The sequence below is a fragment of the Luteibacter sp. P4_D7_3 genome, from assembly GCF_056401735.1.
On the sequence record NZ_JBFUIT010000026.1, the window covers coordinates 1 to 26,013 of the forward strand.

Here is a 26,013-nt window from a genome sequence, read left to right on the forward strand (position 1 = left end):
CCGCTACGCGGCGCATGTTCTAGCGGCGTTCGCCGCCTCACGCTCGTGCTTGTTGTGGGGGTCGCGGTCGGGTTGGCCCTTGGGGCTCCCTTCAGTGAGCGCGTTGCGCCGAATAGCGTGCCAGGTCGGCGAGGTATTCGCCTCGCGTGCCCAGCGGTTCGATGGCTTCGAGGGCGTCGCGGACGAGGGTATCGAGGCGTTCGCGGGAAGCGGGCAGGCCGATGATCGAGGGGAACGTTGGCTTGTCGGCGGCAGCGTCCTTGCCGGCGGTCTTGCCGATCACGGCGGATTCGCCTTCCACGTCGAGGATATCGTCGCGTACCTGGAAGGCCAGGCCCACGGCGTGCCCGTAGCGATCCAGGCGGGTCAGGAGTTCGGGGTCGGTGCAGCCGGCCGCCAGGGCGCCGAGGCGCACCGACGCGCGGATCAGGGCGCCCGTCTTGTAGGCGTGCATGCGCTCGAGTTCAACGAGTGACAGCTTCTGACCTACCGCCGAAAGATCGAAAGCCTGACCACCGGCCATGCCCTCGGCGCCGCAGGCAGCGCCCAGGGCGCGCAACATGGCGATGCGTGCCGCCGGGTCGTCGCGCTCACCGTAAGGCGTGGCGAGGATCTCGAATGCCAGCGCCTGCAGGGCATCGCCCGCAAGGATGGCCATGGCTTCGCCGTATACGACATGGCAGGTCGGCTGACCACGGCGGAGGGCATCGTCGTCCATGGCCGGCAGATCGTCGTGCACCAGCGAATACGCGTGGATGATCTCCACGGCGCAGGCCGGCGCGTCGAGCACGCCGTCGTCACGGCCGAGGGCATGCCCCGCGCCGTAGACAAGCAAGGGGCGCAGACGCTTGCCACCGCCGAGCACGGCGTAGCGCATGGCGCCATGCAATTCCACGGGAGGAAGGTCACCGCCGGGCAGTGCGCGCGCCAGCGCGTCGTCAGCCCGGCCGACCAGCGCCTTCAGCGGCGCTGGCAGGTCAGTCGATATGGGAGTCAAAGGGTTCGGCGGTCTCGGGGGCTTCGGGGTCGAGCAGCAGGCGCACGCGTAGTTCCGCCTGCTCCAGCGCTGTCTGGCAGTGCCGGTAAAGGCCGATGCCGCGCTCGAACGACTTGAGCGATTCGTCGAGGCTCATGTCGCCGCCTTCCATGCGCGTGACCAGTTGCTCGAGTTCGTCGAGCGAGTGCTCGAATTCGGCAATGGATGAGGCGGGCGCGGCGGGGGCAGGGGACTTCGGCATGGCCGCAAAATTAGCTCACATGGCCTTTTTGATCAATCGGAAACGCCATGCTGCCACCTCGGCAGGGACCCCGCGGCGTCGAACAGCGCCTTGCCACGATCGCTGAACCAGCGGTCCGCGACGGCCACCAGGCTGCCGTTTTCGCACAGCAGTGGCATGCGTGGCCGCCGCCAGGGTGGCACCGCGCCTTCCTGGAAGAGATCGCGCAGTTCCTTGGTGATGTGGTTGCCGGCCGTGCGGATACGATCACCGGCGCGGCGGTAGCGCACCGTGAGTGCTTCGGGCAGCCGCGTGGTGCCCAGGGTGAGCATGCCACCGCCTGGCAGCGCCAGCGGCTCACCGTGCCAGGGGGCCGACCACGCCTCGTCGAACGGCTGGCAGCGCGGCATGGCCCACAAGCGACCCTTCCAGACCCGGACTTCCGTGTCCTGCCAACCGACGAGAGGAAGGCGTTCCGCCGAGGCCTCGCGAATCTGCCGCTCCAGCGCATCCCGCTGTGCCGTGGTGGGCGCGCTCAGGCTGGCTGCATGCAGCCAGTGATCGAGCAGGGGCGCGCGCCATGCAGGATGCAGGTCGAGCCATTCACGGGCGTCCAGGGTGTTCTCGTCACGACGCAGGCGATCGAGGGCTTCGATCCAGCCCTCGCGTAGCCCGTCGGCGGCCTCACGGCACAGGCGTGCACTGTGGGTGATGCTGATGGCGGCCTGGGGCCACTGGTCGACCAGGGCGGGAATGACGGTGGCGCGCAGGTAACCACGCGCAATGCGCGGGTCGTCGTTGGAGGGATCGTGCAGGGTGGATAAGCCGTTTGCGGCGATATGGTCGAGCAGGGCGGCACGTGGCAGGTCCAGGAGTGGCCGCCACAACACGCCGGCTGCAAGCGGACGCATAGGCCGCATGCCGGCCAGGCCATCGGGCCCGGCGCCGCGCATGAGCTTGAGCAGGACGGTCTCCATCTGGTCGTCGCGATGGTGGGCAAGCACGATGTGTTCGCCGGGTTTCAGCGCCGAGGCAAACGCGTCGTGGCGTGCGCGTCTCGCCGCGGCTTCGATCCCTTCGCCGCGCGTGAGGTCGACCGTTACCCGCACCACGTCGATCGGCACGCCGAGCGAATCGCACATGCGGCGGCAGTGCACCGCCCAGGTCGCGCTGTCAGCGTGCAGGCCGTGGTCGACGTGAAGCGCACGCAGCGGTGGTCGTGGCATCTGGCCGGCCAGCGCATGCAGCAGCGCCGTGGAGTCGGGCCCTCCGCTGAAGGCAACGACCAGCGGCACGCCCGGCACGTCGTCCAGCGCGAGGGCAAGGTGATCGATCAGCGAGATATTCATTTGCCCTTGGCGCGGAGACGAACGAAAAGGTGCCGGGCGTTGCCGAGCTGTCGTTCCTCGACATCGAACAGGCCGACGCCGTTGATCAGGCCGCTCAGCTTCGAGTAACCGTAGTTGCGTGAGTCGAACTCGGGCGAACGCTTGTTGATGATGCTGCCGATGGCGCCGAGGCTGGCCCACCCGTTCTCGTCGGAGCCGGCGTCGATGGCGTTGCGGATCAGGTTGACCAGCTTGGTGTCGCCGCGCAGTTCGTGCGCCGTACGCTGCACCGGTGGCTCGGAGGCTTCATTTTCCACCGTGCCGACGAGCACTTCGGTGTAGACGAACTTGTCGCAGGCAGAGACGAAGGGCTTGGGTGTTTTCTGCTCGCCGAAGCCGTAGACCATGAGGCCGGCTTCGCGGATGCGCGACGCCAGTCGCGTGAAATCGCTGTCGCTGGAGACGATGCAGAAACCGTCGAAACGGTTGGAGTAGAGCAGGTCCATCGCATCGATGATCATCGCCGAGTCGGTGGCGTTCTTGCCCGAGGTATAGGCGAACTGCTGGATCGGCTGGATGGAGTGATCCAGCAATGCCGTCTTCCAGCCGGTGAGATGGGGGCCGGTCCAGTCGCCGTAGATGCGCTTTACGTGCGCGGTGCCGTACTTTGCGACCTCGGCGAGCAGGCCGTCGACGATCGCCGGGCGCGCGTTGTCCGCGTCGATGAGGACGGCGAGTTTATCGGTGACATCGTTGGCCATGATTCTATCCGCGGGCGGGGCATGGAAGGCCGATGTTACCCCGCGCGGTGTGACGGGGCTCAGCCTTCGGTGAAGGCGCCGTAGCCGCGCAGGCGCTTGTAACGCCGTTCGAGCAGTTGATCGACGCCGAGCTTTTCCAGTTCGTCCAGCTCGTTGAGCAGCACGGCCTTGAGGCGAATGGCCATGGACTGGGCATTGCGATGTGCGCCGCCCAGCGGCTCACGCACGATCTTGTCGATCAGGCCGTTCTCGAGCAGGCGCGGCGCGGTGAGACCCATGACGTCGGCGGCATCCTTGGCCTTGTCCGCGCTCTTCCACAGGATGGACGCGCAGCCTTCCGGCGTGATCACCGAATAGGTCGAATACTGCAGCATGAGCGTACGGTCGCCCACGCCGATGGCCAGCGCGCCGCCGGAGCCGCCCTCACCGGTAACGGTGCAGATGATCGGCACGCGCAGTTCGGCCATCTCGAGCAGATTGCGCGCGATGGCTTCGGACTGGCCGCGCTCTTCGGCATTGATGCCGGGCCATGCACCTGCAGTGTCGATAAAGGTGAATACGGGGATGTCGAAGCGCTCGGCCATCTTGAACAGGCGCAACGCCTTGCGATAGCCCTCGGGACGCGGCATGCCGAAGTTGCGCTTCACCTTGGCCTTGGTGTCGCGACCCTTCTGGTGGCCGACGATCATCACCGAGCGACCGTTGATGCGGCCGAGGCCGCCGACGATCGCCTGGTCGTCCGCGAACATGCGGTCGCCCTTGAGTTCGTGGAATTCCTCGCACATGGCCTGGATGTAGTCGAGCGTGTACGGGCGCGCGGGATGGCGCGACACCTGGCTCACCTGCCACGGCGTGAGGTTGCGGAAGATCTCGGCGGTCTTGATCTTCAGCTTCTCGCGCAGCCGGCCGACTTCTTCATCGATGTTGAACGCCTGGCCGGTGCTGGCATGGCGAAGTTCTTCGATCTTTGCCTCCAGTTCGGCGATGGGTTGTTCGAAATCGAGGAAGTTGGGATTCATGGGCAACGGTGGTTCGGGAAGACCCGACAGTATACCGGGTGGCGCGGGGCGTCAGTGTGCGCCGGGGTACGGTCGGGCGGTGCCTGCCTAAGTGATTGAATGCAAAGTCGTCGCGACCGGCGGATGGAGCAGGTGAGCCCTTGCGTTGGCCGGGGCATGCACTGAGAAGTTTGTCAGCGAACGGCGCGTCAGTTGTAGGGCGCGCCCAATTGCGCCGGCAACTTTGCTGGAATGGCGTTCCCCCCCCGACGATCAAGGAATGATCATGAAAGCACTCCATTTGCGCCATCGCCGACTGCTCGCCCTTGGCCTTGGCGCGCTCTCGTGCGCGGGCTCGGCTCTCGCCGGCAACGGGCCCGATCCCTCGCGCCTTCCACCCTGCCGGCCGGGCGGTGACGCGGATGCCTGCAACCTGCCGGTAAAGAGCCATCAGTTCGACAGCCTGCAGGGCTGGACGTCCGCGTCCGGCCTGCCGTCCATCGGGTATGACGAACTCGGCAATGCCTACGCTGCGCTCTACACCGGAGCAACCATCAGTCAGGCCGTCTACGCCCATTTCGGAAAGTCGCCGAACGATCTCGCCTACGCCTTGCGATTCCGCGTCCGATCCCACAATGGCGACAACCAGGTGAGGGCGACGCTGTCCATGAGCGATGCCTACGGTAAGCAGACACGGCCCATCGGCTCGACGACGGCGGTCGCTCGCCAGGGCGAATGGAGCATGGTCGAGTTGGTCGTGAACGGCGTGCCGTTCGCCGCCCCGGCGCATGTCTTGCTGGAGATTGCCAGCGAAGGCGGAAACCACGACACGGTACAGATCGACGACGTGTATCTGGTCGAGTCCGACGGTGCAACGGCGCTAAGCACCCGCTAAATCCTGCCTCCGACGGGAGGGCATGCGAAGCCGATTCGCAGGGAAAGGAAGTCCGTCATTTCAACCAAGGAGACAACATGAAGATCAAGAAGTCTGTGATTTGTTGCAGCATGCTCGGGTTCGCGCTGGTGGCCGCTCCGGCACAGGCGTCCATCGGGGCGATCGGCCTCGTTGCGGTGCACGTGGCGAACCTCGCCATCCAGCTCAAGGCATGGGAGCTGAGGCAGTCGATACCCCGCGGCATGGTCGTCTGCGCCGACAGCTGGAGCCAGGATGTGTGCCGCGCGGGGCTGCCAAACGGTGACTTCGAAGACCCGAACCAACCGGAGCTCCTCGCGGGTTGGCTGCTCGACTCGCCCAAGCGCGCGCCGGCCCCGTACCTGGGCCGGACGCCTGATTCGAAGGTGCTGGCTATGCCGCAAGGCGCGGTCGCCCTCACGGGTGTCATCCTGACGCCCGGATCGACGCTCTCGCCCGCGCCGCAGAAGTCGTATACCGTCAAATTGCGTGCGCGGGGGTCGGGTGCACTCCCTGCAAAGCTCGCGGTCGGGCTGCTCGTTTCCCATCCCGATCGCCCGTCCGAGGAGTTGCGCGGCCTGGCTGCCACCACGCAAACGGTTGGCTGGGACTGGGCCGACATCGAATTCAAGGTAGATGGCGTGACCTTCCCGGAGCCTTCGATGTTGATCGTCAGTCTCCAGCGCACGGACAACAACACGTCGACCCTGCTCCAGGTCGATGACGTGCGCATCGTGCGTACGCGCTTGGGTGTTACGCCGCCCGCTGAGTAAGCGGGACGGAATATGGGAGCCACTTCAGCGGCAAATAGAGACATGTGGGAGCCGCTTCAGCGGCGAAAAGCCAACGAAGCGGAGACGCCGCAACGCCAATCGCCGATAAATCGGCTCCCACACGGCTCCCACGCGGCTCCCACACTCGAATCGGCTCTCACACGTTCATCGGATCCTGCGCCTCAGTCGGCGGGACGAACCAGCCGTAGCTCGGTGCCAAGGACACCGGGCAACGCGCGCAACGTGCGCATAAGGTCGGGCAGGGCGCGCACGCGCCATGCCTCGCCCAGCTCGAAGCTCGCCTGTCCGATGTCGTTGCGGTAACCGGAAAGCATCAGCGGCGTGCGTCCACCGCGATAGCTCATCAGTGCCTGACGCAGATGTTGCGGGAAGTCCGGGCCGATGCCATTGAGCTTCAGCGTCAGCAGCCGGCCGAAATGTTCCATGGCTTCCGCCAAGGCGTATGCCTTGCGGGCACGCAGCTGGTAGCCGCCGGCGAAGTCATCGATACGCAGGCCGCCCTCGACCACGATGAGCGTACCGCGGGTAAGTAGCGGCGCAGCTTCAGTGAACACTTCGCGGAAGAAGCTGGTTTCCAGCAGGCCGGTGGCGTCTTCGATCTGCACGAAGGCATCGCTGTCGCCGCGCTTGCGCATGCCGACCACCATGCCGGCCACGGTCCACGGTGTTTCCGGACCGCGACGGAAACGGCTGGCATTCTCGTCGTCGTCGTTACGGCGTGGCTTGGGTGGCTGGTAACGTTGCGGAATTTCGCCGATCGGGCAGCTCGACAACTGCGCCAGCTCGCCCTTCCAGGGATCCGTGGGATGACCGGAAAGGTAATGGCCGAGCGTATCGTGCTCGCCCTGCAGGAGTTGTTCGAGCGGCCATTCGGGAACGGCACCGGACAGTTCGATAATGCTCGGTGTTTCCGCCGCGCCGAAGGCGTTGCCGAAGATGTCGACCTGGCCGGAAGCGCGGTTCTTCGCCTCCTGGTCGGCGGCACGCATGGCTTCGGGCAGATGCATGATGAGCGTGGCGCGGTTCTCGCCTAGCCCGTCGAGCGCGCCGGACTGCACCAGCGCTTCCATCGTGCGCTTGTTGAGCTTGTTCGAGCCGACGCGCTGGCAGAAATCGACGAGCCCACGGTAGGGACCCTTCGCCTTGCGCTCGGCGACAATCTCCTCGCAGATGCCCTGGCCGACGCCCTTGATCGCGCCCAGGCCGTAACGCACGACCTTCGGTTCCACGGCCTCGAACATCCAGTCCGACGCATTGACGTCCGGCGGCAGCACCTTGATGCCGATCGCGCGCGTTTCTTCGAGGAAGGTGACGGCCTTCTCGGTGTTGTCCATGTCCGACGAGATCGTCGCGGCCATGAACTCGGCGGGGTAATGCGCCTTCAGCCAGGCCGTCTGGTACGACACCAGCGCGTAGGCGGCAGCGTGTGATTTGTTGAAGCCGTAGCCGGCGAACTTCTCCATCAGGTCGAAGATCGCATCGGCCTTGATCGAATCGATGCCGTCCTTCGCTGCGCCTTCCCGGAAGGTGGCGCGATGCTTGACCATCTCCTCGGCTTTCTTCTTACCCATCGCACGGCGAAGCAGATCGGCGCCGCCCAGTGTGTAACCGCCGACGATCTGCGCCATCTGCATCACCTGCTCCTGATAGACCATGATGCCGTAGGTCTCTTTCAGGATGGGCTCGACACGCGGATCCGGATACTCCACCGCTTCGCGACCATGCTTACGCGCGCAGAAGCTTGGGATCAGGTCCATCGGGCCGGGGCGATACAGGGCCACCAGCGCGATGATGTCTTCAAATCGGTCGGCCTGGGCGTCCTTGAGCATGCCCTGCATACCACGCGACTCGAGCTGGAAGACGGCGACGGTCTGCGCCTTCTTCAGCAGGTCGTACACCTTGGGATCGTCCAGCGGCAACGCTTCGATCACCAAGGGCTCGGTGCCTTCGGTCGCACGGCGTTTGTTGATCGCCTTGACCGCCCAGTCGATGATCGTGAGCGTGCGCAGGCCAAGGAAGTCGAACTTCACCAGGCCTACCGCTTCGACGTCGTCCTTGTCGTACTGGGTAACGACACCTTCACCGCTCGCTTCGCAGTAGAGCGGTGCGAAATCGGTCAGTGGCGTGGGCGCGATGACGACACCACCGGCGTGCTTGCCGGCGTTGCGGGTGAGACCTTCGAGGCTGAGCGCGAGATCGATCAGCTGACGCGGCTCTTCCTCCTGCTCGTAGACGTCGCAGAATTCCTTGACGATGCGGTCCGGTTCTTTCTTCGACTTTTCGGTGCGGCCGAGCGCGTCGCCCAGTGTGAGGTCGAGCGGACGGTTGGGGATCAGCTTGGCGAGCCGATCCACCTGGCCGTAACCCATGCCGAGCACGCGACCGGAATCGCGGAGCACGGCCTTCGCCGCCATCGAACCGTAGGTGATGATCTGGCTGACGTGGTCGCGGCCATATTTGCGCGCCACGTAGTCGATCACCTCATCGCGGCGATCCATGCAGAAGTCGATGTCGAAGTCGGGCATCGACACGCGTTCAGGGTTGAGGAATCGCTCGAACAGTAGCTCGAACTGGAGCGGATCCAGGTCGGTGATCTTGAGTACCCAGGCGACCAGCGAGCCCGCACCGGAACCACGGCCCGGTCCGACCGGAATGCCGTTGTCCTTACCCCAGCCGATGAAGTCGGCCACGATGAGGAAGTAGCCGGGGAAGCCCATGCCGATGATGACGTCGACTTCGCGATCCAGGCGCGCCTGATAGTCCTCGCGCGTCTTGCCTGCGGCGAGCGGATGGACGGCAAGGCGTTCTTCGAGACCGGCCTGGGCCTGGGCGCGAATGAACGAGTCGAGCGTATGGCCTTCGGGCACCGGGAAGTTCGGCAGGAAGTACTCGCCGAAGGTCAGTTCCAGGTTGCAGCGCTTGGCCAGCTCCACGGTGTTCTCGAGCGCTTCGGGAATATCGGCGAACAACGCCTCCATTTCCTCGGCACTCTTGAAATACTGCTCTTCGCTGTAGTCGTGCGGACGCTTGGGATCGGCGAGCACGCGRCCCTGGTTGATGCAGGTGCGCGCTTCGTGGGATTCGAAACCTTCGCGTTCGAGGAAGCGAACGTCGTTGCTGGCGATCACCGGCAATTCGTAATCGCCGGCGAGCGCCATGGCCGCGCGCACCCAGTCTTCCTCATGCTGGCGACCCGTACGGGTCAGCTCGAGATAGAGGCGGTCGGGGAACAGGCGGCGCAGCGATTCCAGCCGCAGGCCGGCAGCCGGAAGACCGGCGCCGAGGGCCACGCGGGCTAGCTCRCTTTCCCGACCGACGACGGCGATGAGGCCACGTACGCTCTCGGGATGCATCCAGGTCGCGTCGACCAGTGCGCGCCCGGTGCCCTGACCTTCGCGCCAGGCGCGGGAGACCAGCCTCGACAGGTTGAGGTAGCCGTCGCGGTCCTGGCACATCAGGGTCAGGCGCCAGGGGCGCGGATCGTCCGGGCTGGACACCCAGATGTCGCAGCCGGCGATGGGCTTGATGCCCGCCGCCGTGCACTGCTTGTAAAACTTGACCAGGCCGAAGAGGTTGTTCTCATCGGTCAGTGCGACGGCAGGCATGCCGGTACGCACGCAGGCGGCGACCAGCTGCTTGATGCGGATGGTCGAGTCGACCAGCGAGTACTCGCTGTGCAGGTGAAGATGGGCAAAGCGAACAGACATGGGCGGCGCCGGGTGAAGCAGAGGGAAGGCTAACCGGGCAGTGAGCTAGGGACAAGAATTGACTTTGCCACCACCCCGCCCATGGAACCCACCGTAGGAGCCGATTCATCGGCGAATAGTGAATACACCCGCGGCGCAGCCGCGCTCCTTGAGGTTGCTGGCCTCGGTTCCCACCGAAAGAAAGAGCTCGCCGATGAATCGGCTCCTACCAAGCCAAGCCATGCCAAGCCAGGCCATCAAAGGCTGCGGTTATCCCGGATGTGGGCTTCGGGATGGTCGATGAACCACAACCCCGCGAACAATTTCGCATCGATCGAGAAGCCCTCGGTGGCACGGTCGAACAGCCACTTGCCGGCATCGGCACGCGGTACCTCGTGCACGATGATGTTTTCGGTCTCGTCGCCACCGCCCTTGCCGACCTTCGTGAGGTCCCAGGCTCGGGCGAAGGCGATCATCTCGGTGCTCATGCCGGCCGAGGACGGGCCTGTGTGGATGAACTCGATCCTGCCGCAGGCGTAGCCGGTTTCTTCCTCGAGCTCGCGTTTGGCGGCGATCAGCACATCTTCGTCTTCGGCCCCGGCAAGGTCACCGACCAGGCCGGCAGGCATCTCGATGGTGTTGGCCAGGATGGACACGCGGTACTGCTCGACGAAGACGACCTTGTCGTCGGGCGTCACCGCGAGAATGATGACGGCACCGCCGGGATTGTTCCGTTCGGCGTACTCCCAGCGACCGCGCCGCTTCAGGGTCAGCCACTTCGCCTTGTGCAGCACCTCTTCCGGCGCGCTGGCGTCGTCGGGGATCGGCGAGGCGTGGGGCAACGGGCTGGTCTGCATGGGCGGGCTCCTTGGCGATGGATACGAAGTATCCGGGCAAGGGTAGCGCGGCCGTGTGACGTTGGGTGGAATCGCCTCAGATCAGCGCGCGCAGCCGGGACCGGGTGAGCGGGCCGAAGCGCAGACGCTCGCAGAGCTCGTCCAGTGTGGCCGCTTCGCCCTGGCGACGGCGCAGCGCGTCCGCGGTCTCGGCAACGGCAATATCCAGGGCGATGCGGGTCAGGCGGCGGCACAGCAGGGCCTGGTCGGCATGCTCGCGCAAGCGAACGGCGCAGGCCGCCGCGCCGCGGATACGCAGGTACGGTACTTCGTCGATGCGGTCGAGCAGCGCGTCGAGGCTGCCGAAGTGGGCAAGCAGAGCCGCCGCGGTCTTCGCGCCGATGCCGGGCACGCCCGGGATGTTGTCGACGGCATCGCCGCACAGCGCCAGGTAATCGGCGACCTGGTGAGGATGCACGCCGAGCTTGTCGAAGACGCCGGCCGGGCCCCAGCGGACATTCTTGGCGAAGTCCCACTGTTCGTCGTGCTCGCCGAGCAGCTGGCCGAAGTCCTTGTCGGCAGAAACGATGACACCGCGGAAACCGTGCGAACGCAAACCCCACAGCGCGCTGCCGATGAGGTCGTCGGCTTCGTACTGGTGATCGTTGAGCACGCTCAGGCCAAGCGCCGCGGAGATTTCGCGACAGAGTGAAAACTGGCGCACGAGCTGCGGCGGCGRCAGATCGCGATTGGCCTTGTAGGCCGGATAAATGGCGTTGCGGAACGATGTCGTGAGCGAGGCGTCGAAGGCCACGGCCACATGTTCGGCGCGCGTGCGTTCGAGCAGCTCGCAGAGGAACCGCGTGAAACCGTGCACGGCATTGACCGACTCGCCGTCCTGGTCGTGGAACTCGTCCGGCATGGAATGCCAGGCGCGGAACACGTAGAGGCTACCGTCCACCAGGTGGACGAGGGAGTCCGCGCTCACGGTGTCCACACGCTCACGATATCGTCGTAGGCGGGCCGCTCGCGCTCCGGCGCGTCCATCGAAGGCGTGCCGATGTGGATGAACCCGATGACATGCTCGCTCTTCTTCATGCCGAGCAGCTTTGCCACGTTGCGATCGTACGCGGCCCAGCCGGTAAGCCATTGCGCGCCATAGCCGAGCGCCTGGGCGCCAAGCAGCACGTTGTATGCCACGCAGCCCGCGGTGAGGTTCTGTTCGAGCTCGGGCACCTTGCTCTCGTCGTCGATCTTCGCCGACACGACGAGAACCAGTGGCGCATGGTCGTAGCGTCGAAGCTCCTTCTCACGCTTGGATTCGGAGAGGTCGGGGTTGGCTTCCACGGCGAGCTTTGCCAGCTGTGCGCCGAAGTGCCGTTTGGCTTCGCCGCGCAGCACGCGAATGCGGAACGGCTCCAGCTTGCCGTGATCCGGCACGCGGATCGCCGCTTCGAGCAGGCGCTTGAGGGTGGTTTCGTCGGGAGCCGGTTCGCCGAGCTGGCGCGAAGGCACGGAGCGACGGCGGTCGAGGAGTTCCAGCGTGGTCTGCGTCATCCGCCCAGTTTAGCGGAACCGTCCGGCGGCGGCCCATGGTCGCCCGGCGGCGGGGGCGGCAGGGCGTCGTTCGGCCCCATGTTGTCGATGGCCTGACGGCGCTGCTCGGGGCTCTGGTTGCGCCACTTTTCCATCAGTGCTTGCTTTTGCGCGGGCGACAGGTTGCGGAAACGCTCGAAGGCGTCGTGCAGCTTGGCACGCTGCTCGGGACTGAGGTCCTTGAATTTCTGCTGGTTCTTGCGCGCTTCGGCGCGCTCTTCCGGCGTCATGTGCTGCCAGCGGTCGATGCGGTCGCGGATCTGGGCGCGGCGTTCCGGCGGCAGGCCTTTCCAGCGCTGCACCATCTCCAGCATGTGCGACTGCTTCCTCGGGGTGAAACCGTCCCAGTCGTGAGCCACGGGGGAAAGGATGTCCTTTTCGTCGGGCGTGAGCTGGCTCCATGGACGCGGCGGCACGGTCGGATGCTGGCTGTCGGGCCAATCGGACCCTCCGGCCGGCAACGGCGGACGGTCCTGCGCCGGGGCGGCGAAAGGCGCCGCCAGGGCGAGCAGGATGGCGATGACGAAAGGAAGGCGGCGCATGGGAATCACTTGTGGGCAGCGGACGGCTGCGTGTCGTTGTAGGCCAGCCAGCTGTAGAACTGCAGGTTCTGGTAAAGAGCGGGATCGGTGCTATCCGGATCCGGCGGCAGGTCGGTCGCCTCGGTGTCCGCCGACTGCATGACCGCCGGTGGTGCCGAAGGCGGTGCGCCGCCCGGTTGCCAGAGCATGAGCGAGGCGAGCGCGACGACGGCGAACGCGCCGGCGGGGAGCATCAGTCGACGCGCGGCGGATTCGTGCGGTGCGGCCAGCGCCGTACGCCTCGCCGCGCGCAGGCGGCCGGCCGTTACCGGATCCACATCGCGGCTGGCGCGCAGGTAGAGTTCCCGGGCGCGACGTTCGAGGTCTCGATCGTGCTGGCTCATCGCCATGCCTCCAGTTGATCGCGCAGCGCATGCATCGCGCGCGAAAGGTGAGTCTTCACGCTGCCGTCGGAGCAGCCCATCACGGCCGCCGTTTCGGCGACATCCAGCCCTTCCATGATGCGCAAGGTAAACGCCTCACGCTGGCGCTGGGGCAACTTGCGTACCGCGACGACAATGTCGCCGTACGCCTGCGAATCCTGCAGCCGGGCCGACGGATCCGGACTGTCGTCGGCGGGTTCCCAGGCCGGTAACTCGTCGCCATCCTCGTCGCGTCCGCCGCCGATCCAGCCAACGATGATCGAGCGAACCTTGCGGCGGCGCTGGAGATCCACGATGCGGCGGCGGAGGATGCCCCAGAACAGCGGCGTCCATTCGCCGGGCGGCTTGTCGGCATAGTGGCGGACCAGGCGCAGCATCGCGTCCTGCACCGCATCCATGCCGTCCTCGCGGTTGCCCAGATGAATCTCGGCCATGCGCCAGGCCCTGCGTTCGATGGCCGCCAGGAAGGCGTCCATGTTCGCCGGAACCTCGCGGACATCGTCCAGGGATGCGCTGTCGAGCGCGAGCGAGCCGTTCACGGCGCCCTTCGCTTCTTCGGTGTTGGCATCCTCATGCTCCATACGGCCTGGATCACTCCGGTAAACGCGGTCGGCGACCGCCGGTTGACTGGTTATGCACCCGCCATCTTCCTAGGCCGGGCATTTACGGCTTATGAAGTCAGTGGCGGCCTGGCGGGCGGCGGCCGATCGGCCAGGCGACCAGCGCGGCGAGCAGGGCGCCGGCGACATACAGCACCAGGTCCCAGGGTCCCTGGGCCAGGCGGGCCAGCTCCAGGAGCATGGGGGCCCCGGCGTCATGGATAGCCTGGCCGAAGCCGAGGCCCATCATCCCGGAGATGGTGGCTGCGGCGACCAGGCAGGCGGTATAGCCCGCCGCCAGCAGGGTAGCGAGCGCGGCCAGGGCCGAGCCCAGGACGCGGTCGATCCGCAGCCAGCGGCGAACCACGATACCGAGTACCCAGCCTGCCGGAAGGACCAGCGCGGGCAGGGCACGGCCGAACATCATCGACGGCACCATCCAGACGGCACCGGCGGCGAAACCGAACGCGGCGGCGCAGAAAGCGCCGAACAGGAGGCCGGGAAGACGGCGGAAACGCTCAGCCGGCATGGTGTTCCTTCGGATGGCGCATGGGATCCGGGGGTGGGCAAAGGGGGGCAATGATAGCGGGCAAGCGGGCGGCGCGCTCTTGAGGCAGTCGGCCGTCGCCCCGATTTAGGCTTCAGGACAGTTACCGTCGTATCCCGGCGGGCGCATAATCGACGACTTTGCGGCCGCGGTGCGGCCTTCACAGGACAGCAATGAGCGGTTTCAGCCTCAGCAGCGAGCCTTTCACCCTCGAGCGCGACTGCCAGGCGGTCATGGTGCCGCAGGGCGAGACAGTGACGCTTCCGGCCGGCCAGATCGGCTACATCACCCAGGCCCTGGGTGGCAGCTTCACCGTGTATGTGGAAGGCAACCTGTTCCGCATTGCCGGCGCCGACGCCGACGCGCTGGGCAAGGAGCCGCCTCGCCCGATCGAACTGGAAGACGGTGCGTCGGACGACGAGGTCGAGAAGCTCGTCTGGCAGCAACTGCGTACCTGTTTCGATCCGGAGATTCCGATCAACGTGGTCGAGTTGGGCCTGGTCTACGACGTGAGTCTCGAAGCCACCGACGAAGGTGCGCGCAAGGCTTACKTGAAGATGACCCTGACCGCGCCGGGTTGCGGCATGGGCRACATCCTCATCGACGATGTCCGCACCAAGCTGGAACTCATCCCCACGGTGGTCGAAGCCGATGTCGATCTCGTTTTCGATCCGCCCTGGAATCATTCGATGATGTCGGACGCGGCCAAGCTCGAGACAGGCATGCTCTGAGCGTCAGGGTGCCAGCGAGACGGCGATGTCGGCTTCCAGCGACGCGCCGTAGAGCGCGACGGTCCTGATGTTCACCGGTGACCAGTAGCAGGCTGGCACGCGGTCGCCGGCCACCTGCACTTGCAAGCCGACGTGCGCGTCGAGTTCCAGGCTGCGAATGGTCGCGACGATGTCGTCGCGATGCGGTGCCAGCACGGCCAGCAACTGGCTGAGGGCATCGTCCAGTGAGTAGGTGCGCTGCTCGGGCAACTCCACGCACCAGCCATGGCTGCGCCGTTGCAAGGTGTCTCCCTCCGTTTCGCCGCGCTGCCAGCTTCTGGCGCCTTTCACGCCGAGCTCGTCGAGCAGGTGGTCGAGCGTGTGCCGTTCCGAGGTGAGCCGGAACGAGGCCCGGACCGAGGGCGTCATGTGGCGGAGGTCGAGGTCGATATCGGTGGGCTGCGTCATGGGGATCATCTTCGCAAGTTCATGTGCCCTAGGGAAATCCCTAGGTAGTCGACCGCGAGAACTTGCGCTAGGTTGACAAGGACTTTCGGCAGGGGGCCGGAGGTCGCAACGGGCATCGCGCTTCGGCGCGTCAATCATATCGTTCGGAATGTGGTCCACACGACCGCAAGGGATTCGTGTGGCCTGTTCCTGGAGGAGGAACGTAATGGCAAGTCATGTTCGCTTGAAACTCCTGGTCGCATCACTGGGTGTCGCCACCTGCGCTGTCGCCTCGGCGGCTACCGAGCAGGCCCTGCGTGCACAGAGCCTGGGAGCCGTCCCCGCCAGCCAGCTGGCCGCGAAACTCGGCCTGTCGGCCGACAACGCTTTCGTCGCGAAAACCGCACTGCCGACCGTCAGGGGTACGCAAACGGTTCGTATGCAGCAGACCTTCAAGGGCGTGCCGGTGTTCGGTCGTAGCATCGCCGTGGAGCAGGACGCCCAGGGCAATTCGCTGGTCGCCAATGGCGTGGTCACATCCGATCTGCAGGTGGACCTCGCATCGGTCACGCCTAAGATCGATGAAGCTCGCGCCATCGCGCTTCTCGGTAAGCAGGCGAAGACACTCGCCGGTGCCGTGGCCAAACCCGAAAACGCCAAAGCGGACCTGTACGTGTATCCGGGCGACGGTGTTCCCGCACGCCTGGTGTACCTGACCTCGTTCTTCTCCGGTGGCGATCATCCGACGCGCCCCACGGCGCTCATCGACGCCAACACCGGCGAGATCATCCAGCAGTGGGAAGGTCTGACCTACGCCGAAGTCAACGCCACCGGTCCGGGCGGCAATCAGAAAACCGGGCAATACACCTGGGGTGCCGGCGGCAAACCCGCCTTGATCGTGACGCAGTCGGGTAACACCTGTACGGCGCAGAACACGAACGTGAAGACGTACAACCTCAACCACGCCACGTCCGGCGCGGGAACGTTGTGGAGCTTCACCTGCTTCAATTCCACCGGCGATGCGATCAACGGTGCGTACGGCCCCATCAACGACGCCCATCACTTCGGTGGCGTGGTGCATGACATGTACACCGCGTACACCGGTGCGGCGCCGCTGAACCAGGTGCTGATCATGAAGGTGCATTACGGTTCCAGTTACGAAAACGCGTTCTGGGACGGCAGCTCGATGAACTTCGGCGACGGCGCCAGTACGTTCTATCCGCTGGTGGCTCTGGACGTGACCTCGCACGAAATCAGCCACGGCTACACCGAGCAGCACTCGAACCTGACCTACAGCGGCCAGTCGGGCGGCATGAACGAGGCCTATTCGGACATCGCCGGTGAGGCGGCCGAGTTCTACGACCGCGGTACCAACGACTTCCTTGTCGGTGCGGATATCGTCAAGGCCAGTGCCGGCATCGGCACCGCGCTTCGCTACATGTGCGATCCGCCGCAGGATGGTGGCTCGATCGGCAATGCCGCCGACTACACCAGCGGTCTGGACGTGCATTACTCCTCCGGTGTCTACAACAAGGCGTTCTGTCTGCTGGCGAAAAAGACAGGCTGGGACACGGTGAAGGCTTTCAAGGCATTCGCACGCGCCAATGCCCTGTATTGGACGGCGAGCTCCACGTTCAACAGCGGTGCGTGCGGCGTCGCCAGCGCAGCGACCGACCTTGGTCTCTCCGCGACGGATGTGGCCTCGGCGTTCACGGGCGTGGGCGTGACCTGCTCGACCGGTGGCGGCGGTGGTGGCACGGCACTGCAGAATGGCGTGGCCAAGACCGGTCTCGCCGGTAGTGCCAGCCAGGAGCTGAGCTACACGGTGGTCGTCGCCGCTGGCGCGCACAATCTCGTCATCACGACGAGTGGTGGCACGGGTGACGCGGATCTCTACGTGAAGTTCGGTTCCGCACCGACCACCTCGAGCTACAACTGCCGTCCGTACCTGACGGGTAACGCCGAGTCGTGCACGTTCACGACGACCCAGGCCGGTACGTACTACGTGAAAGTCCGCGGTTACACGGCTTTCTCGGGTGTTTCGCTGAAGGCAACCTGGACGCCGTAAGCGTTTGAGATAGTGCTGTACCCGAGGCCCGGCGGTGACGCCGGGCCTTTCTTTGTAAGCGTTGTCTCGAGGACGGTCTGCGTCATCCTCACGTTCGCTGTCGAGGTGCAGCGAATGGTCGAGCTAGTGCATGTCTTCTAGCGTGTTTCGACCGGCGCCGATGAGCGTCTTGTCGAAGGAACGCAGCATGTCGAAGTATTCCGGTTTGCCCCTTGTCGCTCTCGCTCTCGCGGTGAGCACGCGCGCCATGGCGTCGGACGCAGCGACGAATCGCTATATCGTCCACTTCGACGACCCGGTCACCGCGAAAGTCGCGGCGACGGAGATGACGCATGCCATGGCGCAGCGTGGCTCGCCTGCGTGGCATCTGCGTCACCTCGCGGCGGGCGGTGAGTTGCTCGAGCTCACCGCCGTCGAGGCAGAAGCCATGGCGGCATCGAAAGGTGTCGTGGCGATCGAGGAAGACCGCATGGTCACGCCGGCCGGAGGCATCATCGATTCCCTCTGGCGGCGCCAGTGGTATATGCACGACCCGAAAGTCGGCATCGACGCACCGGTGGCATGGGTCGACACGCGGGGGGAGGGCGCCGTTGTCGCGGTCCTCGATACCGGCGTCACGCCGCACCCCGAGTTCGATGGTCAGCTGCTTCCCGGTTATGACTTCGTCACCGATGCGCAGGCCGCACGTGATGGCAGCGGTCGCGATGACGACCCCACCGATGAGGGCGACTGGACGGAGCCGGGCGATTGCGGCGCTCGCCAGAGCACGCCCTCGTCGTGGCATGGCACGCACGTCACGGGCATCGTCGTGGCGCGCGCTGGCAACAGGCCAGGCATCGTCGGTGTCGCACCGGAGGCGAAGGTGGTCCCGGTGCGCGTCATGGCGCGGTGTGGCGGGCGGCTGTCGGACGTGGCCGATGCCATCGTATGGGCTTCCGGTGGTGAAGTGGCGGGGGTGCCCAGCCGTGCTCCGGTCGATGTCATCAACCTCAGTCTGCGCGTGCCCGGCGCCTGCAGCATGACCATGCAGCGCGCCATCTCGCAGGCGCGAGGTCGCGGCACGGCCGTGGTGGCGGCCGCCGGCAACGACTCGATCAAGGCCTCGACGGTGTCGCCTGCCAACTGCCCGGGAGTGGTTTCCGTCGCCGCGCTGGCACGCGACGGGAGCATGGCCTGGTATTCGAACCACGGTGATGGCGTGACCGTTTCCGCGCCGGGCGGTTCGCTCGGGGGAATGGGGGTGGACGACATTCTTTCATCGGTCGACGGCGGCGAGCGCGGCCGCCAGCGTCCCGTCTTCAAATACTACGCAGGCACATCGATGGCCGCGCCGCAGGTGGCGGGGCTGGTTGCGCTCATGCGATCGGCCGATCCGCTCATCGGCGTGGACGACATCACGACCCAGCTGGTGGACAACGCCCGGCCGCTTCCCGGCCCTTGCCCGAAAGGTTGCGGTGCCGGTCTGATCGATGCGGGCGCAACCGTGGATGCCGTGGTCGAGGATCGTATTCTTCCCCGGCCACGTTCCTGATCCGGTGAGTCAGATGGCTTCGAACCGATTTGCGTCGCGGTTCTTGCGCACCGTGGCCGGATCCCACACGCGGCCGTTCATCGCGATGTAGACGCCGTCGTCCAGTGTCTGCACCGCGCCCACGGCGCAACCAATGTTGAACACCGCATCGGAGCCCTGGAAACGCGCCGGGTTCAGCGCGCCGGTAAGGACGATGACCTTGCCGGGGATGCCAGCCAGCACGCGTGCGGTCTCGACCATGGTGTCGGTGCCGTGCGTCACCAGCACGTGGCGGTGCGGCTGCGCTTCGATCGTGCTGCGCATCAGCACACGGTCTTCATCCGTGACATGCAGGCTGTCCTTGCGCAGGATCGGAATCACGTCGAAGCGGAACGCGACGCCAAGCTGCTGGAGGATATCGGCGATCTGCGGGCTACCGATCTGGTAGTCCGATTTATCGTCGAAGTAGACCTTGTCGATCGTGCCGCCAGTGGTAACGATGGTGAGCTGCTGCATGTCTGACCTGGGAAGCCGGGTAAAGCGGGGCGCCCATTCTACCTCGTGACCGGGTTGGCCATTGCGTCGGCCGCGACCTTGCTTGCCCTGGCATGAGGCGGGGTGTCGGTCGCAAGGAGGATGTCTTCGTCGTTTTCCGGCAATGCCAGCCGGTCGAGGCCGCGCGCGAGGAATCGTCGGGAGGCAGCGGCGGGCCGCGCATCGCCCGCCGCGTTTGCCCATGTCGCCGAGCGCACCAGCAGCGCGGCTGCCATCGTCCGCGCCAGCGTGTAGGCGACCCCGCGGGCCGATGCTTCGAGGGAAGCGCGATCCGCGACGACGTCGCCGAGCAGGGCCTCGGTCGTGTCGAGCGTGGCCCCGATGACCGCGCGCTCCGGTGCGTCCGGGCCGATCAGGCCGTCGATCGCCAGGCGCAACGGGGCGATGCCGTTCGCGCCGATGGCACGCAGCATGTCGAGCGAGAGAACATTGGTCGTGCCCTCCCAGATGGCGTACACCTGGGCGTCGCGCAGGAGCTGTGGCAGCCCGGTGTCCTCGATGTAACCGGCGCCGCCGAAGCACTCGAGCGCTTCGGACACGATGCGTATCGACACCTTCGCCGTCCATAACTTGGCCAGCGGCGTGAGCAGGCGGAGCAGGGCGGCTTCGTGCGCCGCGCCTTCGCCGCGCTCGGTGCGACCAAGCAACTCGGCCACGAAGAAGGTGAGCGAGAACGCGGCCTCGAACTCGGCCTGCATGTCGGCAAGCGTGCGGGCGTGCAGCGGCTGATCGATCAGCCGCGCTCCGAACGCACTGCGCCGGGTGGCGTAATCGCGTGCGAGCGAAATCGCACGGGCCATGCTCGCGACTGCGCAAACGGCGTTCCAGGTTCGGGTCACGTTGAGCATCGGCGCAATCTGCCGCACACCGTGATCGAGCGGCCCGACCGGCGTCGCCGGCAAGCCGTCGAGATGGATCTCGGCGGTAGGCAGTTCATGCGTGCCCAGCTTCTTCTTGAGGCGGTCGATCGTGATGCCGCGCCAGGCGCCTTGCTCATCCTTGGTTTCGACGTAGAACAGGGCGAGGGCTGATGTTCCATGGCCAGCGCCTTCCGGCCGCGCAAGGGCAAGCGCGGCTTCGCCCACCACGGCGGAGCTGAACCACTTGCGGCCATGCAGCCGCCACTGTCCGTCGCTGTCCTGCCGGGCGATCGTCTCGGTGCGACCGACGTCCGAGCCGCCTGGCGTCTCGGTCATCCATTGCCCGGAAAGCCAGAACGTGGAGGCATCCCGGCTGAGAAAATGCGGTAGCGCGCGCTCGATGAGTGCATGGTTGCCCGAGGCGCGAATCGCGGTGGCGGCGCCGTCGGTCATGGCCAGGGGGCAGCAATAGAACTCGCTGGCGATGTGGTACAGGTAAACGCGTGCGAACTCTTCCACGCGTGCCCAGGCCGAGGCGTCGTGGCCGGACGCGAGCACGGCATGACGGGTGGTCACGCCGGGACCTTCTTCCCATGCGGGGGTGAGCGCGATGCGATCCACGCGTGCTCCCCAGGCATCCCATGAGGTGAGGACGGGTTCGGTGCGCGGCGTGCGGCCTCGTCGATCCCAGGCCATCACGGCATAGTCGCCGAGGGCATCGAGGTCGGCGCGCATGGCGTCGAGGCGTCCGGCCGGCAAGACGCGGCCGAGCCAGGCATTCAGTACACGGTCGGCGCGATACGGATGCGCCAGGCGAGGCGCGTCCTGCAGAAAACTCATCGTGGCATCCTCTCCGTCAATAAGCATGCCTAGCCTGCGCCGATGACTTTGGAGGGTCAACGACGCCTGCGGACGCCTGCGCCCAGCGTACCGATGAGCAGCAGCGTCAGTACGAGTTCGATCACGCCGAGCCAACGGTCGGGGCCGCCGCTCCAGGTTTCGGTGACACCGTGGCAGAAATAGAACAGCGCCAGTACACCGACCCAAAGCAGCGCGCGAGTGACCTTCGGCAGCGACAGCAACGGCAGCAGCAGAGGCGGCACGGTGAGTACGAAGGCGACCCACGTCGGAATCGACACCGGTGGATACAGCGAGTACCAGAGGATCTGGAGCGCGAGAAGTCCCGCCCATGCCCCGAGCCCGGTTTTCTGAGTGCCGCTGAGGGCCGCGCTCACGCGTGCGTCGCCAGTCGCCGCGCGACATCGGCCAGCCGGCGCCCCAGCGCGCGGGCGAGCTCCCGCTCGTGCTCGCTGATGACGTTATCCCCGCGACCGCCGGCCACATGGCTGGCGCCGTAGGGCGTGCCACCGGTGGTCGTGCTGGTCAGCGCGGGCTCGGTGTACGGGATGCCGACGATCAGCATGCCGTGGTGAAGCAGGGGCAGGGCCATCGACAGCAAGGTCGCTTCCTGGCCACCGTGCATCGTGCTGGTCGAGGTGAACAAGGCCGCGGGCTTGCCGGCCAGGGCGCCGGAAGCCCACTCCGCACCGGTGGTGTCGAGGAAGTACTTCAGCGGTGCGGCCATGTTGCCGAAGCGCGTGGGGCTACCCATGGCCATGCCCACGCACTCGACCAGATCGACGCGGGAGACGTAGGGGGCGCCCTCGTCCGGCTCGGGAGGCATGGCGATCTCGGTCACGGGTGCCACCGGGGGCGCCTGGCGAAGACGTCCCCGCATGCCGGGGACTTCCTCGATGCCGCGGGCGATGAGGCGTGCGAGCTGGGCCGTGTGGCCGCTACGGCTGTAGTAGAGTACGAGGACGTCGTGGGACATGGATGGGCGCCTGTGCGAAGGCACTAGTCTCGCAGAACTACCACACGTTCCCAACGTTTCGGGACAGGATTAAGGATAGACATGCCGCCGCTTCGCTTCGATCGCGACCGCGCCCTGAGCTTTACCCGTTTTACGTGGCTGCGCTTCGTCGACGACAAATGCTTCGAGACGGCCGGTGCGCTGTCCTACACGACGCTCGTCTCTCTCGTGCCGCTGACCGTCGCCGTGTTCGCGATTCTCTCGGCCTTCCCCGTGTTCGCCGAGTGGCGCGGTAGCCTGGCCAACTATGCCTTCCAGAACTTCGTGCCCGCCACGGGCATCAAGATCCAGGAATACATGCTTGCCTTTGCCGATAAGGCCAGCCAGCTGACAGGTATCTCCATCCTGGTCATGCTGTTCAGCGCGGTGTCGATGATGATCAGTATCGAAGACCGCATGAATCGCATCTGGCGTGTGCGCAAGCCACGCGGATGGACGTCGCGTCTTTTGCTCTACTGGGCGGCACTCACGCTGGGGCCGATCCTCGTCGTCGGCGGCCTCGTGCTCACCTCCTACATCACCGCGTTCCCGATGCTGCATGCGGCGGCCGACCAGATCGCCACGCAGAGCCGATTACTCAATTTCCTGCCGTTCGTGATCACCTTCGTCACCCTCGTACTGATGTACACCATGGTGCCCAATCGCCGGATCAACTGGAGGCACGCTGGCATCGGTGCCCTGCTTGGCGCGATCCTGTTCGAGGTCGCGCGCTGGGGCTTCACGCTGTTCATCCGTAACGCCCCGACCTACGAAGAAATCTATGGCGCGCTCGCGGCCATCCCTATCTTCCTGCTATGGATCTACCTGTCCTGGATCATCGTGATCCTCGGCGCGTCGATCGCCGCGTCGATTTCCGCGTTCGAATACACCATGCCGCAGGAAGCCCTGCCCGAAGGGGCGGAGTTCATCGGCTTGCTGGTGGTGCTGCAGCATTTCGTCGAGGCGCAACGCGCCGGCGACAGCGTGGATCCAGCCACGGTGCGCGTTCGTGCTCCCTACCTGCCGTCCAGTGCGATCACCTGCTACTTCGACGACCTGCAACGCTCGGACATGATCCAGCGCGGCGAGGCCGGTGGCTGGCTGCTCACCCGCAGCCTGGATTGCACCGAACTGCTCCGCGTCTATCGTTGCACCTCGTACCGCCTGCCACTGCATCCGCGCGACCAGGTGGAACGGCTCGGCATCTATCTCCCCACCGAGTTGCTCGTGCTGCTCGACCACCTTGCCGCCGCGCTGGACGCGACGCTGGGTGCGAGGCTCGATCAGCTCTTTCCCCCCGCTGTCGTTAGCGCTCCCGAGGATACCCCCGCATGATTCGCCGCTTTCTTGCCGTCGCCGTTGCCGCACTGGCTCTTGCCGGTCCCGCAGCCGCCGCCACGGCCACCGTACCCGACCTGAAAGTCACCACGTTGGACGGCAAGCCGTTCAGCCTTGCCTCACAGCACGGCAAGTGGGTCATCGTGAATTACTGGGCCACCTGGTGCGTGCCCTGCATCAAGGAAATGCCGGACATTTCCGCCTTCGTGAAGAACCACAAGAACGTGACCGCGATCGGCCTGGCCTTCGAAGATACCGACGCGAAGGACATCCGTGCCTTCGTGGCAAAGCATCCGGTCGTCTATCCGATCGCCCAGGTCGACGTGACGGATCCGCCGAAGGCCTTCGAAGAGCCGAAGGGCCTGCCGACAACGTACCTGATCGCGCCGGATGGCACGGTTGCCAAGCGTTTCGTGGGTCCCGTCACCGAGCAGAGCCTCGGCGAGGCCATCAGCAAGGGGAAATGAGATGAAAGCCGCTCGCTTCGTCGTGAGGGGAAAGGTGCAGGGTGTGTTCTTCCGTGCGTCGGCACGGGAGAAGGCAACGGCACTCAAGCTCACCGGCCATGCTCGCAACCTGCTGGACGGCAGTGTCGAGGTGGTCGTCTATGGCGAGGCGGCGGCGATCGACCGGCTCGAGGTGTGGCTGCACGACGGCCCCGAGTCGGCGGAGGTCAACGAACTCTACCGCGAGGACATCGGCGCACACGACGCGCCGACCGAGTTCGTCGCCCGATAGTCGGGAAAGTGCCCTGCTTTTGTAGGAGCCGATTCATCGGCGATCCCGTGGCAGCGGGCAAGGTCGCCGCAAGCACCCATCGCCGCTGAAGCGGCTCCCACAGGTCAGTCGGTGGGGCCCGTCGCATTCGCAGGGCGGGCCAGGAACGTCACCGGCAGCTTCTCCCCATCGGACAGCGCGAACGTCACGACAATTTTGTCGCCGGGTTTCACCGGATGCTTCGCACCCATCAGCATGACGTGGTAGCCGCCAGGCGAGAACGCCAGCTTGCCCTTCGGCGGCAACGGCACGCTGTCGACCATTTCCATGCGGCCCATGCCACCATCGGTGCTGCTGCGGTGGACCATCGCGTCGGCGTAGTCCGCTGACGAGGCACCGACGATGGATACCACGCGATCGGACACGTTCTCGAAGCTCACGTAACCGCCTGCAGGGAGGTTGCCGGGAAGCACGCGCAACCAGCCATCGCTGGCCTTGACGGTAGGCGCATCGGCGGCGTGTACCGCCCCGGTGAAGAGCAGCATGGCGGCAACGAGCGAACGGAAGATCACGGTTGGGCTCCCAGCGAAGTGAGGAGGTGCAGGTCGTGCACCATGTCGTCCTGCGAGGCGGACGGCGTAGCCAGCAGGCGGGCCTTGCCCTGGGCGTCGAAGAAATAGATGGCCGAACTGTGGCTCACGTCGTAGGCACCGTCGCCGCGGTCGGGCTCACGGGTGAAAGCCGACCGGTAGCGCTTGGCCAGCGCCTCGACGTCGGCATCCGAACCGACCAGGCCGACGGCGCGCTTGTCGAACGCATTGACGTAGGCATGCATGATCTCCGGTGTGTCGCGCTTCGGGTCGACGCTGACGAACAGGATGCGTACGTTGTCTGCCGTTGGCCCGAGGCGATCCAGGACCACGTGCAACTGGGTCAGCGTCAGCGGGCACACGTCGGGACAGTGCGTGTAGCCGAAGTACATGAGCGTGACCTTGCCCTTGAAGTCGGCGCCGGTGACGGCCTTGCCGTTGTCGTCGGTGAGTCGGAAGTCGAGGTCGGGCAGGTGGCCGGACACGTCGGTCAGCCGCCAGGCGGGCTGCGGCTCGTGCTGGCAGCCGCTCACGCAGACGAGGGCGATCAGGATCAGCAAGGCCCCAAGGGCCCGGCGGGAGAACGACGGCTTCATGCGACACTCCGCGACATATCCCGCAAAGGATACGCCACCCGTGCCGGCCATCAGGCACTTCCCCTGTCAGGAACGATCCGGATGCGACAACATGTCAGCGGCGCCCATGCCCTTCTCGTCGGAATCGCCGGCGCGTCGGCCGTGGCCCTGGGTGCCTTCGGCGCGCATGCGCTGCGCGGCGTTGTCGACGACCGCGGGCTGGAGATCTGGCACACGGGCGTCGAATACCATTTCTGGCACGCGCTGGCGCTCTTTGGCGCGGTGATCGGTTTGCCGCCGGGACGGGCGCGATCGGTAACGATCGGCTTGTTCGCGCTGGGTATCGTGCTGTTCTCGGGCAGTCTCTACGCGCTGGCGCTGGGTGCGCCGCGTCTGGTCGGGCTGGTGACGCCGGTGGGTGGGGTCGCGTTTATCGTCGGGTGGATCGCGGCGGGGCTCTCGCTGCGGCAGCGCTCTGCTGCGTAGAAGCATCGCCGATGAATCGGCTCCTACCGAGCGTGGGGCTGAGAACTGCCGTGCCCCGCTCGGTAG

Annotated in this window: 29 protein-coding genes; 9 read left to right on the forward strand and 20 right to left on the reverse strand. The window is 65.8% G+C overall.

Going from position 1 to position 26,013, the window contains the following annotated elements:
* Positions 1–91: 91 nt before the first annotated feature.
* The 5 genes from AC1DSN_RS04685 to AC1DSN_RS04705 are packed head-to-tail and all read right to left on the reverse strand — an operon-like array spanning position 92 to position 4,325.
* Positions 92–988, reverse strand: a complete 897-nt coding sequence (locus AC1DSN_RS04685) for a polyprenyl synthetase family protein (RefSeq protein WP_477329779.1) — start codon at positions 986–988, stop codon at positions 92–94.
* Positions 978–1,238, reverse strand: coding sequence for an exodeoxyribonuclease VII small subunit (locus tag AC1DSN_RS04690; protein ID WP_213947764.1), 261 nt, complete (start codon positions 1,236–1,238; stop codon positions 978–980). The genes AC1DSN_RS04685 and AC1DSN_RS04690 overlap by 11 nt, the downstream gene beginning before the upstream one ends.
* 32 nt (positions 1,239–1,270) lie before the next feature.
* A complete protein-coding gene (gene tilS / locus AC1DSN_RS04695; RefSeq protein ID WP_477297940.1) occupies positions 1,271–2,566 on the reverse strand; it encodes a tRNA lysidine(34) synthetase TilS in 1,296 nt (431 codons plus the stop codon).
* Positions 2,563–3,306: an NYN domain-containing protein gene (locus AC1DSN_RS04700; RefSeq protein WP_063573704.1), complete on the reverse strand. Its 744-nt coding sequence runs from the start codon at positions 3,304–3,306 to the stop codon at positions 2,563–2,565. Before AC1DSN_RS04700 ends, tilS begins: the two co-directional genes overlap by 4 nt.
* 59 nt (positions 3,307–3,365) lie before the next feature.
* On the reverse strand, positions 3,366–4,325 hold the full coding sequence (locus AC1DSN_RS04705) for an acetyl-CoA carboxylase carboxyltransferase subunit alpha (protein WP_213947766.1): 960 nt from the start codon (positions 4,323–4,325) through the stop codon (positions 3,366–3,368).
* Between the two features lie 265 nt (positions 4,326–4,590).
* On the opposite strand from AC1DSN_RS04705, the gene AC1DSN_RS04710 reads away from it, so the two are divergent.
* Together AC1DSN_RS04710 and AC1DSN_RS04715 are read left to right on the forward strand one after the other, a co-directional pair.
* The gene (locus AC1DSN_RS04710; RefSeq protein ID WP_477298073.1) at positions 4,591–5,199 is read left to right on the forward strand and encodes a hypothetical protein; all 609 of its coding nucleotides are present in this window, start codon (positions 4,591–4,593) and stop codon (positions 5,197–5,199) included.
* Positions 5,200–5,276: 77 nt separating this feature from the next.
* The gene (locus tag AC1DSN_RS04715; RefSeq protein ID WP_477298072.1) at positions 5,277–5,990 is read left to right on the forward strand and encodes a hypothetical protein; all 714 of its coding nucleotides are present in this window, start codon (positions 5,277–5,279) and stop codon (positions 5,988–5,990) included.
* 182 nt (positions 5,991–6,172) lie between these two features.
* On the opposite strand, the gene dnaE is transcribed toward AC1DSN_RS04715, so the two are convergent.
* From dnaE to AC1DSN_RS04755, 8 genes are all read right to left on the reverse strand, one after another.
* Positions 6,173–9,718: a DNA polymerase III subunit alpha gene (dnaE, locus tag AC1DSN_RS04720; RefSeq protein ID WP_477329765.1), complete on the reverse strand. Its 3,546-nt coding sequence runs from the start codon at positions 9,716–9,718 to the stop codon at positions 6,173–6,175.
* Between the two features lie 236 nt (positions 9,719–9,954).
* Positions 9,955–10,554 carry an NUDIX hydrolase gene (locus AC1DSN_RS04725; protein ID WP_477329767.1) on the reverse strand — a complete coding sequence of 200 codons (600 nt, stop codon included), beginning with the start codon at positions 10,552–10,554 and terminating at the stop codon, positions 9,955–9,957.
* Positions 10,555–10,630: 76 nt separating this feature from the next.
* Entirely contained in the window at positions 10,631–11,521 is an 891-nt protein-coding gene (locus tag AC1DSN_RS04730) for a 5'-3' exonuclease (protein ID WP_477329769.1), read from the reverse strand.
* Entirely contained in the window at positions 11,518–12,090 is a 573-nt protein-coding gene (locus tag AC1DSN_RS04735) for a nitroreductase family protein (RefSeq protein WP_213947770.1), read from the reverse strand. Before AC1DSN_RS04735 ends, AC1DSN_RS04730 begins: the two co-directional genes overlap by 4 nt.
* Positions 12,087–12,671, reverse strand: a complete 585-nt coding sequence (locus AC1DSN_RS04740; protein WP_213947771.1) for a DUF3106 domain-containing protein — start codon at positions 12,669–12,671, stop codon at positions 12,087–12,089. Before AC1DSN_RS04740 ends, AC1DSN_RS04735 begins: the two co-directional genes overlap by 4 nt.
* A gap of 5 nt (positions 12,672–12,676) precedes the next feature.
* On the reverse strand, positions 12,677–13,054 hold the full coding sequence (locus AC1DSN_RS04745) for a hypothetical protein (RefSeq protein ID WP_213947772.1): 378 nt from the start codon (positions 13,052–13,054) through the stop codon (positions 12,677–12,679).
* Positions 13,051–13,674 (reverse strand): RNA polymerase sigma factor, encoded by a 624-nt coding sequence (locus tag AC1DSN_RS04750; protein WP_197478569.1) that lies wholly within the window; start codon positions 13,672–13,674, stop codon positions 13,051–13,053. Before AC1DSN_RS04750 ends, AC1DSN_RS04745 begins: the two co-directional genes overlap by 4 nt.
* 97 nt (positions 13,675–13,771) lie before the next feature.
* Positions 13,772–14,221 carry a hypothetical protein gene (locus tag AC1DSN_RS04755; protein ID WP_477329771.1) on the reverse strand — a complete coding sequence of 150 codons (450 nt, stop codon included), beginning with the start codon at positions 14,219–14,221 and terminating at the stop codon, positions 13,772–13,774.
* Positions 14,222–14,412: 191 nt separating this feature from the next.
* Between AC1DSN_RS04755 and sufT the strand changes: the two genes are divergently transcribed.
* On the forward strand, positions 14,413–14,970 hold the full coding sequence (gene sufT, locus AC1DSN_RS04760) for a putative Fe-S cluster assembly protein SufT (RefSeq protein WP_477329773.1): 558 nt from the start codon (positions 14,413–14,415) through the stop codon (positions 14,968–14,970).
* 3 nt (positions 14,971–14,973) lie between these two features.
* Here sufT and AC1DSN_RS04765 read toward each other — a convergent pair whose 3' ends face one another.
* Positions 14,974–15,417, reverse strand: a complete 444-nt coding sequence (locus AC1DSN_RS04765; RefSeq protein WP_213947774.1) for a DUF4279 domain-containing protein — start codon at positions 15,415–15,417, stop codon at positions 14,974–14,976.
* A 205-nt stretch (positions 15,418–15,622) separates the two neighbouring features.
* Here AC1DSN_RS04765 and AC1DSN_RS04770 point away from each other — a divergent pair, with 205 nt between their 5' ends.
* Together AC1DSN_RS04770 and AC1DSN_RS04775 are read left to right on the forward strand one after the other, a co-directional pair.
* Positions 15,623–17,464 (forward strand): M4 family metallopeptidase, encoded by a 1,842-nt coding sequence (locus AC1DSN_RS04770; RefSeq protein WP_477329775.1) that lies wholly within the window; start codon positions 15,623–15,625, stop codon positions 17,462–17,464.
* Between the two features lie 187 nt (positions 17,465–17,651).
* On the forward strand, positions 17,652–18,995 hold the full coding sequence (locus tag AC1DSN_RS04775; protein ID WP_477295765.1) for a S8 family serine peptidase: 1,344 nt from the start codon (positions 17,652–17,654) through the stop codon (positions 18,993–18,995).
* Between the two features lie 9 nt (positions 18,996–19,004).
* Here the strand turns inward: AC1DSN_RS04775 and AC1DSN_RS04780 are convergent, their stop codons facing one another.
* The 4 genes from AC1DSN_RS04780 to wrbA are packed head-to-tail and all read right to left on the reverse strand — an operon-like array spanning position 19,005 to position 22,223.
* Positions 19,005–19,490, reverse strand: a complete 486-nt coding sequence (locus AC1DSN_RS04780) for an asparaginase domain-containing protein (RefSeq protein ID WP_213947777.1) — start codon at positions 19,488–19,490, stop codon at positions 19,005–19,007.
* A 38-nt stretch (positions 19,491–19,528) separates the two neighbouring features.
* Positions 19,529–21,229 (reverse strand): acyl-CoA dehydrogenase family protein, encoded by a 1,701-nt coding sequence (locus tag AC1DSN_RS04785; RefSeq protein ID WP_477329777.1) that lies wholly within the window; start codon positions 21,227–21,229, stop codon positions 19,529–19,531.
* A 56-nt stretch (positions 21,230–21,285) separates the two neighbouring features.
* Positions 21,286–21,624, reverse strand: coding sequence for a DUF2069 domain-containing protein (locus AC1DSN_RS04790; RefSeq protein WP_477295769.1), 339 nt, complete (start codon positions 21,622–21,624; stop codon positions 21,286–21,288).
* On the reverse strand, positions 21,621–22,223 hold the full coding sequence (gene wrbA / locus AC1DSN_RS04795) for an NAD(P)H:quinone oxidoreductase (RefSeq protein ID WP_477295771.1): 603 nt from the start codon (positions 22,221–22,223) through the stop codon (positions 21,621–21,623). Before wrbA ends, AC1DSN_RS04790 begins: the two co-directional genes overlap by 4 nt.
* A gap of 81 nt (positions 22,224–22,304) precedes the next feature.
* Here wrbA and AC1DSN_RS04800 point away from each other — a divergent pair, with 81 nt between their 5' ends.
* The 3 genes from AC1DSN_RS04800 to AC1DSN_RS04810 are packed head-to-tail and all read left to right on the forward strand — an operon-like array spanning position 22,305 to position 24,317.
* On the forward strand, positions 22,305–23,576 hold the full coding sequence (locus AC1DSN_RS04800; RefSeq protein ID WP_213947780.1) for a YihY family inner membrane protein: 1,272 nt from the start codon (positions 22,305–22,307) through the stop codon (positions 23,574–23,576).
* Positions 23,573–24,046 carry a TlpA family protein disulfide reductase gene (locus AC1DSN_RS04805; RefSeq protein WP_477295774.1) on the forward strand — a complete coding sequence of 158 codons (474 nt, stop codon included), beginning with the start codon at positions 23,573–23,575 and terminating at the stop codon, positions 24,044–24,046. The genes AC1DSN_RS04800 and AC1DSN_RS04805 overlap by 4 nt, the downstream gene beginning before the upstream one ends.
* Position 24,047: 1 nt before the next feature.
* Positions 24,048–24,317, forward strand: coding sequence for an acylphosphatase (locus AC1DSN_RS04810; RefSeq protein WP_213947782.1), 270 nt, complete (start codon positions 24,048–24,050; stop codon positions 24,315–24,317).
* A 104-nt stretch (positions 24,318–24,421) separates the two neighbouring features.
* Here AC1DSN_RS04810 and AC1DSN_RS04815 read toward each other — a convergent pair whose 3' ends face one another.
* Entirely contained in the window at positions 24,422–24,868 is a 447-nt protein-coding gene (locus tag AC1DSN_RS04815) for a copper chaperone PCu(A)C (RefSeq protein ID WP_477295776.1), read from the reverse strand.
* Positions 24,865–25,482 (reverse strand): SCO family protein, encoded by a 618-nt coding sequence (locus AC1DSN_RS04820; RefSeq protein ID WP_477295778.1) that lies wholly within the window; start codon positions 25,480–25,482, stop codon positions 24,865–24,867. The genes AC1DSN_RS04815 and AC1DSN_RS04820 overlap by 4 nt, the downstream gene beginning before the upstream one ends.
* A gap of 81 nt (positions 25,483–25,563) precedes the next feature.
* Between AC1DSN_RS04820 and AC1DSN_RS04825 the strand changes: the two genes are divergently transcribed.
* Positions 25,564–25,947, forward strand: a complete 384-nt coding sequence (locus tag AC1DSN_RS04825; RefSeq protein WP_477295780.1) for a DUF423 domain-containing protein — start codon at positions 25,564–25,566, stop codon at positions 25,945–25,947.
* The last annotated feature ends 66 nt before the right edge of the window (positions 25,948–26,013 follow it).

Bases quoted from the DNA above. Each gene is read 5' to 3' on its own strand.
- AC1DSN_RS04690 (WP_213947764.1), bottom strand. From the start codon at position 1,238: ATGCCGAAGTCCCCTGCCCCCGCCGCGCCCGCCTCATCCATTGCCGAA.
- tilS (WP_477297940.1), bottom strand. From the start codon at position 2,566: ATGAATATCTCGCTGATCGATCACCTTGCCCTCGCGCTGGACGACGTG.
- AC1DSN_RS04700 (WP_063573704.1), bottom strand. From the start codon at position 3,306: ATGGCCAACGATGTCACCGATAAACTCGCCGTCCTCATCGACGCGGAC.
- AC1DSN_RS04705 (WP_213947766.1), bottom strand. From the start codon at position 4,325: ATGAATCCCAACTTCCTCGATTTCGAACAACCCATCGCCGAACTGGAG.
- AC1DSN_RS04710 (WP_477298073.1), top strand. From the start codon at position 4,591: ATGAAAGCACTCCATTTGCGCCATCGCCGACTGCTCGCCCTTGGCCTT.
- AC1DSN_RS04715 (WP_477298072.1), top strand. From the start codon at position 5,277: ATGAAGATCAAGAAGTCTGTGATTTGTTGCAGCATGCTCGGGTTCGCG.
- AC1DSN_RS04725 (WP_477329767.1), bottom strand. From the start codon at position 10,554: ATGCAGACCAGCCCGTTGCCCCACGCCTCGCCGATCCCCGACGACGCC.
- AC1DSN_RS04735 (WP_213947770.1), bottom strand. From the start codon at position 12,090: ATGACGCAGACCACGCTGGAACTCCTCGACCGCCGTCGCTCCGTGCCT.
- AC1DSN_RS04740 (WP_213947771.1), bottom strand. From the start codon at position 12,671: ATGCGCCGCCTTCCTTTCGTCATCGCCATCCTGCTCGCCCTGGCGGCG.
- AC1DSN_RS04745 (WP_213947772.1), bottom strand. From the start codon at position 13,054: ATGAGCCAGCACGATCGAGACCTCGAACGTCGCGCCCGGGAACTCTAC.
- AC1DSN_RS04750 (WP_197478569.1), bottom strand. From the start codon at position 13,674: ATGGAGCATGAGGATGCCAACACCGAAGAAGCGAAGGGCGCCGTGAAC.
- AC1DSN_RS04755 (WP_477329771.1), bottom strand. From the start codon at position 14,221: ATGCCGGCTGAGCGTTTCCGCCGTCTTCCCGGCCTCCTGTTCGGCGCT.
- AC1DSN_RS04765 (WP_213947774.1), bottom strand. From the start codon at position 15,417: ATGACGCAGCCCACCGATATCGACCTCGACCTCCGCCACATGACGCCC.
- AC1DSN_RS04770 (WP_477329775.1), top strand. From the start codon at position 15,623: ATGGCAAGTCATGTTCGCTTGAAACTCCTGGTCGCATCACTGGGTGTC.
- AC1DSN_RS04775 (WP_477295765.1), top strand. From the start codon at position 17,652: ATGTCGAAGTATTCCGGTTTGCCCCTTGTCGCTCTCGCTCTCGCGGTG.
- AC1DSN_RS04780 (WP_213947777.1), bottom strand. From the start codon at position 19,490: ATGCAGCAGCTCACCATCGTTACCACTGGCGGCACGATCGACAAGGTC.
- AC1DSN_RS04785 (WP_477329777.1), bottom strand. From the start codon at position 21,229: ATGAGTTTTCTGCAGGACGCGCCTCGCCTGGCGCATCCGTATCGCGCC.
- wrbA (WP_477295771.1), bottom strand. From the start codon at position 22,223: ATGTCCCACGACGTCCTCGTACTCTACTACAGCCGTAGCGGCCACACG.
- AC1DSN_RS04800 (WP_213947780.1), top strand. From the start codon at position 22,305: ATGCCGCCGCTTCGCTTCGATCGCGACCGCGCCCTGAGCTTTACCCGT.
- AC1DSN_RS04805 (WP_477295774.1), top strand. From the start codon at position 23,573: ATGATTCGCCGCTTTCTTGCCGTCGCCGTTGCCGCACTGGCTCTTGCC.
- AC1DSN_RS04810 (WP_213947782.1), top strand. From the start codon at position 24,048: ATGAAAGCCGCTCGCTTCGTCGTGAGGGGAAAGGTGCAGGGTGTGTTC.
- AC1DSN_RS04820 (WP_477295778.1), bottom strand. From the start codon at position 25,482: ATGAAGCCGTCGTTCTCCCGCCGGGCCCTTGGGGCCTTGCTGATCCTG.
- AC1DSN_RS04825 (WP_477295780.1), top strand. From the start codon at position 25,564: ATGCGACAACATGTCAGCGGCGCCCATGCCCTTCTCGTCGGAATCGCC.